The sequence below is a fragment of the Chromobacterium sp. ASV23 genome, assembly GCF_016428945.1.
GTDB lineage: Bacteria > Pseudomonadota > Gammaproteobacteria > Burkholderiales > Chromobacteriaceae > Chromobacterium > Chromobacterium sinusclupearum.
The window spans coordinates 1-6,585 of record NZ_JAELTR010000098.1 but is presented as its reverse complement, the minus strand read 5'-3'; the positions used below and the strand labels follow the sequence as shown (position 1 = coordinate 6,585).

Sequence of the window (6,585 nt, the reverse complement as noted above, 5' to 3'; positions counted from 1 at the left end):
GCCGCTAGGGGTGGGCGCCAGCAGCCTGCAGCATCTGGAATTGCTGAACAGCGCCTTGCGCCGCAGCTGGCGGGTGGACATGGGCGGCGGCGCGCATTTTTGGCTGACCACCTGCCTGACCCTGTCGAGCGGCGCCAGCCTGGATTTCCGCTACCAGCCGCCGATGGCTGCCGTGGCGGAGAGCGTGGGCGAGCTGGAGTTGTTCTGAAAACCGTTCAGCAAATCCCTGATCCGGCGTTGCGCTTGCTGCGCTCAGCGGATATGCGACGATAGGTAATCAAGCAAACAGCTCGCGCAGGAATTCCTCCGTCAGCATGCGCGCCTCCGGCAGGTTGTACAGCGTGTGCGGGGCATTCGGCAGCAGAACCTGCCGCGCCTTGGGCATGTCCGCCAGCGCGCGCCGGCTGTCGCCGTCGACTTGGCGGCCGCGGTTGTATTGGCTGTTGCGGCCGAAGAACGGGTCGGCGTCCGACAGCAGGTTCAGCAGCGGGCAGTCGGCATCAAAGCCATTGTCCGCTTTCTCCACAAAGTAATTGTCCTCGCAGCTCCAGCCATAGATGATGCGGCCGGCGAATTCCTGGCCGCGCCAACGGGCCGCGGCCACGCCGCCCTCGCTGCTGCCGGCCAAGGCCAGCCGCTGGCTGTCCACCCATGGCAGTCGCGGCAGCGCTGCCAGCATCATGGCGATCTCTTCTTGCCGCAGCGCGTGCACCGCCTCGTATTGTTCCACTGGGGCTGGACTTTGATAGCGCGGTCGCTTGTGGCGGGCGAAGCTGTCCAGCGCCAGCGCGGCGATGCCCAGGGTGTCGCTGGCCCAGCGCTGAAACGTCAGCGTCTGTTCATTCAGGCCGGAGGAGCCGTGCAGGAACAACAGCAGCGGCAGCGGCTGGCCTGGTCTTGCTGGCGGAAGCGCCGCCAGTCTGCCTTGCCAGGGCGCATCGCCGCAGACGCCGGCGGGCAGCGTCAGCATCGCTTGGCGTATCGGTTTGGGCAGGTAGGCGGAGTCAGTGCGGGGCATGGTCTTGGTTTGGGGGCGGGGGCGCAATCGATTGTGCCTGCAGCCATGCGCGGCGGCAACGGGGTCAGTCTTCCTCGGGCCGCAGCCAGACGGATTTGAAATCGAACCAGCCCATGCTGTTGAGACGAAAGTCCTCGATCTGCCCCGGCCCTTTCAGCCGCAGCCAGTTGTGGAACAGCGGCAGGATCCAGTGTTGGCGCACTGTCTGCGCCGACAGGCTGGCCGCGCTGTGCTCGCCGCCGCGCCAGCCGCGCAGCCAGTCCGTCAGCGGCAGCGTTGGTTCCAGGCAACGCCGCAGCAGCGGCGTGCCCAGCAGCCAGGCCGGCACGGCGTAATCCGTGCCGCTGCTGAAGTTGACGGTGCCCAGCCACAGGTCCGTTTCGGCCAGTCCCAATTCCCAATCGCTATAGCGATGGACCGCGCACTCCAGCGCGATGCCGTGCGCGGCGAGGCAGCGCGCGATGGCGTCGGCGATCTGGCGGTATTCCGGATGTTGTTCGTAATAAGCCAGCCGCAGTCGCGTCAAAGGCGGGGTGGGCGGGACAGGCTCGGGCTGGACGTGGTGCCAGCGCGGCAGCAGGCCGGAAGCGGCCACCCAGTACTGCCGGGTGGTCGGCGGCGTTTGCTGCATGATGGCCAGCGGCGACAGCGCCTGGGCCAGCCACAGGCGGACGGCATCATCGCGCATGGCCGGGGAGCGGCCATCGCACAACAGATAATAAACGCCGGTTTCCAGCGCCATCTCGGTTTGCTCCTCCACCGGCAAGGGATTGATTTCCACCGTGAGATTGCAGGTTTCCTGCACGTTCAGCGACAGCTGGTCTCCGAGCTGCGGCATCATCCAGATATCCACTTGGTCCAACAGCGCGCGGAAGCCGAAATAATCGTCGAAGGCTTGCAGCGACAGCCGATGCGCGTCATTGACGGCCACTCGGTAGGGGCCGGTGCCGACCGGGTGGGAGGCGAAATCCGGCAGCGTGGCATGGTCCGCCGGCAGGATCAGCGCGGCCGGGTCCGCCAGCAGCCAGGGCAGCCACGGGTCCGGTTCCGACAGCTCCAGCGCGATGCTTTGCGGCGACAGGCGGCGCACGCCGCGCAGATGGGCGAACAGCGGCTGCGCGCGCAGCCGCGCCACGCTGGCGGCGATGTCGTCCTGACGCAACTCGCGGCCATCATGCCAGCGCACGCGTGGCCGCAGATGGAAATGCCACTCTAGATCAGAATAGGGTTCCCAGTGGTGCGCCAAGTCACCCTCTATTTCCCCTTTTTCCTCATTCAGCCGGGTCAGGCCGTTGAAGATCTGGCTGACAAGATGGCGTTCGGAACGCCTGAGCGGCGTGCCGGGATGCAGCTTGGGCATCGGCCGGTAGTAGGGCACGCCCAGCACCTGGCGGTCTTCGCTCCAGCGACGTCCCAACCGCGACAGCAGCAATGGAGCCAGCTGCTGCGGATCGTCACCGAGCAGGGAGACGGCCTGCTCCACCTTGCCTTGTTCCAGCAGTTGTGAGGCTTGCTGTCGCTGCAATTGGCCGATATCGCGCAAAAAGCGCAGCTCCGAGCGCTGGCCGCGTCCCGAACGGGCGTTCCACTCCAGCCAGCCCAGCGCCTGCATCTGCGCCAGCAGGCTGCGCATGTGGCGGCGGGTGCAGCACAGCAGGTCGGCCAGCTGCTGCAGCGACACGGCGCAGGCTTGACCTTCCAGGCCGCGGTGCAGCCGGCTGTATTGTTGCAACAGACGGTTATGGCTCATAAAGAGGAAATTTGTAGTAAAAAGTCAGCAATTTTTTGTTCACGTTATTGGCGTGACAATACGGTCTCCCACGCAAGGAGTCCAGCATGAAAACCGAACCGATGTCAGATTTCTTTCCGCAATATCTGAGCCGGCAGCGCCGCTTGTTCGGCATCGATCCCTCTGAGGCCATGGCGCAATTGAGCGAGGTGATGCAGTGGCAGGAGGTGGCGGGAAAAAAAGCGGCCGGGGATGAGGCCCGGCCGGCAAGGGAGGAACTGGAGAGGAAACATGCCGGCCCGCTGTCTAGCGGGCCGGGTAAGGCTTACTGCAAGTAAGGCAGATACGGCGCTTCGTCGCGGATGGCGTAGGTTTTGCCGTTCAGTCCCACCGTATAGTGGCTGGGGCCGGAAATCGGCAGGTAGTACACCACGTCCAGCGTCACGCTCTGTCCCGGCGCCAGGGTCTGCCAGGTGGGCAGCTTCACCGATACGCGGTTGAAATCGCCCTTCAGGCCGCCGATATTGCTGCCGCTGTGACCGACGTTGATCACCTTGAGGCCGAAGCCGGATTGATCGGCGATATTGGCCGGCGCCGAGGTGGGCACGTCGAACTGGAACTCGGTGCCGCCTGGCAGGGTGGTTTGCGAACGATTGACGATGGTGAGCTTGGGGTTGATCGGATAGTTGTTGTCGCCCAGCGCGAAGTTGCCCAGGCTGAAGCCGACATCAATGGCCGCGGTCGGAGCGGGAGCGGCGTCCGCGCGCTTCGCGTTCACCTTGGCCGGCTGGCTGAAGGTGTTGTACAGCAGGTTGGTCAGCGTATTGCCCATGTAGTACTCGCCCTGGCCGTTGTTGCGCTGCGCGTTCCAGTCGTAGTCGCCGGCCAGCTCCCAGAACATCACGCCGCCGATATTGTTGGCGTCGATCCAGGCGGCCTTCTGCGCGATGGACTGCTCATCTTCGGTGGACAGGAACACGTTCTTGCTGGCATTCCACAGCCACGGCGCAGCCAGGGTGGCGTTGTAATTGCGCTGGTAAGTGCCGATGAGCTGGTTGATCGGCTGGGTGACGTCGATGCCGTAGGACGCGAGGTAGCTGCCGGCGATGCCTTTTTCCAGGTTCTTGGCGTGCCACATCGGGTTGGAGCCGCCCGGGATCTCCTTGCCCTTGTCGTCCAGGTCGTGCCAGATATTGTCTATGCCGACTGCGCCGTCGCCGCATTCGGTGAGGCCGGTCGGGCAGTTGCTGCCCACCGCGCTGCCCCACAAGCCGTTGCTGCCGCCCGTCACGTTTTTCCAGCCGCGGGTGTAGTAGGGCACGCCCATATTGACGCGAGAGGCCGGCAGGCCGCCGCGGTAGTAGTGGTAGGCCCAGTCGGTGTTGAGATAGCCGATATTGCCGTACTGCGCGGTGCCGTAGACGTTCCAGAACGTCAGTTCGGCATCCTTGCCGTCGTCGTACAGCGCGGCGTTGGGGCCGACGAAGCGATTCCACGAGCCGTGCAGGTCATACGACATCACGTTGACGAAGTCCAGGTACTTCAGGCCCTGGAAGGTTTCCATGCCGCGCAGCAGGTAGCCGGAGGCCGGCACCGCGGCGGTGATCTGGTAGTAATGGCCGTCCTGGGCGGCGGCGCGGTCCAGCCGGTCGCGCAGCGTCTGCAGCAGCGCCACGTAGCCCTTGGTCAAGGAGCCGAGGCGGGCGTTGGAGAAGCTCCAGTCCAGCGGATTGCCGGCGTTGCTCATCGAGGTCGGATATTCGAAGTCGATGTCCACGCCGTCAAAGCCGTATTTGCGCAGGAAGGCGACGGCGGAATCGGCAAAAGCATTGATGCCGCCCTGGTTGACGCTGCCGTCGGCGTTGACCGTCATGCTGTAGAAGCCGCCGCTGGCCACGCGCTTGCCGCTGGCGTCGAAGTAGCCGCCGGTTTCCGCCCAGCCGCCCACCGAGATCAGCGTTTTCACGCCGGGAAATTTGCGCTTGTACTGGGTCAGCAGGTTGAAGTGGCCCTTATACGGCAGGCTGGCGTCCATCTCGGCGCCGGCCACGCCCGGCCAGGTCATGTCGGTGGCTGGGTTGCCCGGCGCGCCGTCGTTGACCGACAGCTGATTGTTGCCGTCGACATGGGCGAAGGCGTAGTTGATGTGGGTGAGCTTGCCCCAGGGGATGTTGTTCACCAGGTAGGCCGGGCTGCCGTCCTTGCCGGTGCGCCAGCTGGTGAAGTAGCCGATGATGCGGCGGCGGCTGCCGTTGGCCAGCTGTTCCGCGCCGCCCTGCTTGTAGGCCGCGCAATAGGGCACGTCCACGCTGGCGGTCTGTGCCAGGGCTTCGGGGCGGCACAGCGCGTTGCCGGTGGGCTGCGGCACTTGCACCAGCGGCGGGTCGGGCGGCGGATTGGGATTGCCGCCGCCGCACTGTCCGATCAGCAACCACGGGCTGGCGTCGCCGCCCGCCGGGGTATTGCCCTGAGTCCACCATTTGGCTTGCCAGGTCTGGTTCTGGTAGCTGACGCGCTGCCCGCCGTTGTAAACCGTTGCCGCGTTCCAGGCGGGATCGGTACAGCTGTTGTCAGCGGTTTTCACTGATCCGGTTGCTTGTGCCTGCGGCCAGGGTGCGTCGCCGCTCAGCGCGGCATGTCCGGCCAGTAGTGCGGCGCCACCGACGGCGCCGACGGCCAGACTGCTTTTTACCAGCATTAGGGTTTTGCTCACTCTATTCTCCTTTGTCTAAGACGACGCCAAACCGTATGTTCTAATTTGTATTTAAGTGGTATTAACAAATGGACTCTAGCCGGTCTAAATCGAGAATGCCCCTGTACTTTTTAACAGCCTGGCCTGGCATGGGAAATGGGCTGGCAACCGTTGCGCCGCAGCATGGGTGCTCGGGTATGGAATGTAGATATATCAAGCAGTTTGGATGGTTTGGACGACTTTGTTCGAGGCGGCAGACGATAGATCAGGGGTGTGAAAAGGCAGGGCGGTGTGTGGGGCGGCTAGCAAGGAAACCTGCTTGTAGACTGGCGATATTGATGGCCACATTAATACCAGTTGCGCCGCAGGCCAAACGGCGAAGAGCATGCGAGCCAAGGCGCGCCGACGCAAGCAGTCGTACGGCAAGCAGACGCCGCGCAGGGGAGGGGTGTGAGCGGTATTGAAGGGCGCCGGAGCCGGCGCCCTTGCCGGGTCGGTTCAGCGCGCTGGTTTGATCGGGTGTTTAGGCGTCGGCAGCAGGCCCTGGCTCAGCAAGTGCCAGCCCAGCCACAGCAAAACCAGGATGCCGATCAGCGCCGCCGCGCCGACCAGGAGCCGCAGCGCAGGGCTGAGGCGATTTTTGGCGCTGAAGTCCTCCGCATCGGCGTTTTCCGCCGCGATGGTTTCCGGCGCCGCCAGCGCGGCGATGTCCAACTGGGCGGATTGAGCTTCCGCCGGCGGCGGAGTTGGCTCGATGGCGGCATGGGACACAGGCTCCAAACAGGCTTCAGCGGCTGGAACGGCGGCAGCTTGTGGCTGAATGTTCGCCTCTCCCAGCAGCGCCAGCCGGCGGGTCAGCGGTTCAAACGGCCGCCATGGCGGCATGGGTGGCAGCTTGGGGCGTTGCTCGCGGATGATGCGGCTTTCCAGCAGCACGAACACCGCGCCCAGCAACGGCACCACCAACTGCAGCGCCGGCGCCTGCGTGGCGACCCAGTCTCCCCACAGCGCATCGCTTACCGCCAAGCTGCCGGCCAGCCAGCCCAGCACCGCCGCGCCGGCGGGGATCAGCAGCGGGTAGTCGTCCATCAGCCGCGCCAGCAACAGGCTGCCGTACATCAGCAGGGGCACGCTGAGCATCAGGCC

Annotated in this window: 6 protein-coding genes; 2 read left to right on the top strand and 4 right to left on the bottom strand. The window is 64.7% G+C overall.

Annotation, left to right across the window (positions count from 1 at the left end; translation table 11 throughout):
* A partial coding sequence (locus JHD59_RS21250) for a hypothetical protein (protein ID WP_199155725.1) occupies positions 1–208 on the top strand: 208 nt, incomplete at its 5' end.
* A 69-nt stretch (positions 209–277) separates the two neighbouring features.
* Here the strand turns inward: JHD59_RS21250 and JHD59_RS21245 are convergent.
* The gene (locus tag JHD59_RS21245; RefSeq protein ID WP_199155724.1) at positions 278–1,018 is read right to left on the bottom strand and encodes a dienelactone hydrolase family protein; all 741 of its coding nucleotides are present in this window, start codon (positions 1,016–1,018) and stop codon (positions 278–280) included.
* A 64-nt stretch (positions 1,019–1,082) separates the two neighbouring features.
* A complete protein-coding gene (gene sgrR / locus JHD59_RS21240) occupies positions 1,083–2,768 on the bottom strand; it encodes an HTH-type transcriptional regulator SgrR (RefSeq protein WP_199155723.1) in 1,686 nt (561 codons plus the stop codon).
* A gap of 86 nt (positions 2,769–2,854) precedes the next feature.
* Here sgrR and JHD59_RS21235 point away from each other — a divergent pair, with 86 nt between their 5' ends.
* Positions 2,855–3,085 (top strand): hypothetical protein, encoded by a 231-nt coding sequence (locus tag JHD59_RS21235; RefSeq protein ID WP_199155722.1) that lies wholly within the window; start codon positions 2,855–2,857, stop codon positions 3,083–3,085.
* Here JHD59_RS21235 and JHD59_RS21230 read toward each other — a convergent pair.
* Together JHD59_RS21230 and JHD59_RS21225 are read right to left on the bottom strand one after the other, a co-directional pair.
* Positions 3,073–5,460, bottom strand: coding sequence for a glycosyl hydrolase family 18 protein (locus JHD59_RS21230; protein WP_199155721.1), 2,388 nt, complete (start codon positions 5,458–5,460; stop codon positions 3,073–3,075). The genes JHD59_RS21235 and JHD59_RS21230 overlap by 13 nt on opposite strands.
* Positions 5,461–5,937: 477 nt before the next feature.
* On the bottom strand, positions 5,938–6,585 hold a 648-nt coding region (locus tag JHD59_RS21225; RefSeq protein WP_199155720.1), incomplete at its 5' end, for a hypothetical protein.

What these genes read in the sequence shown, in the direction of transcription:
- JHD59_RS21245 (WP_199155724.1), bottom strand. Translation starts at nt 1,018, where the DNA reads ATGCCCCGCACTGACTCCGCCTACCTGCCCAAACCGATACGCCAAGCG.
- sgrR (WP_199155723.1), bottom strand. Translation starts at nt 2,768, where the DNA reads ATGAGCCATAACCGTCTGTTGCAACAATACAGCCGGCTGCACCGCGGC.
- JHD59_RS21235 (WP_199155722.1), top strand. Translation starts at nt 2,855, where the DNA reads ATGAAAACCGAACCGATGTCAGATTTCTTTCCGCAATATCTGAGCCGG.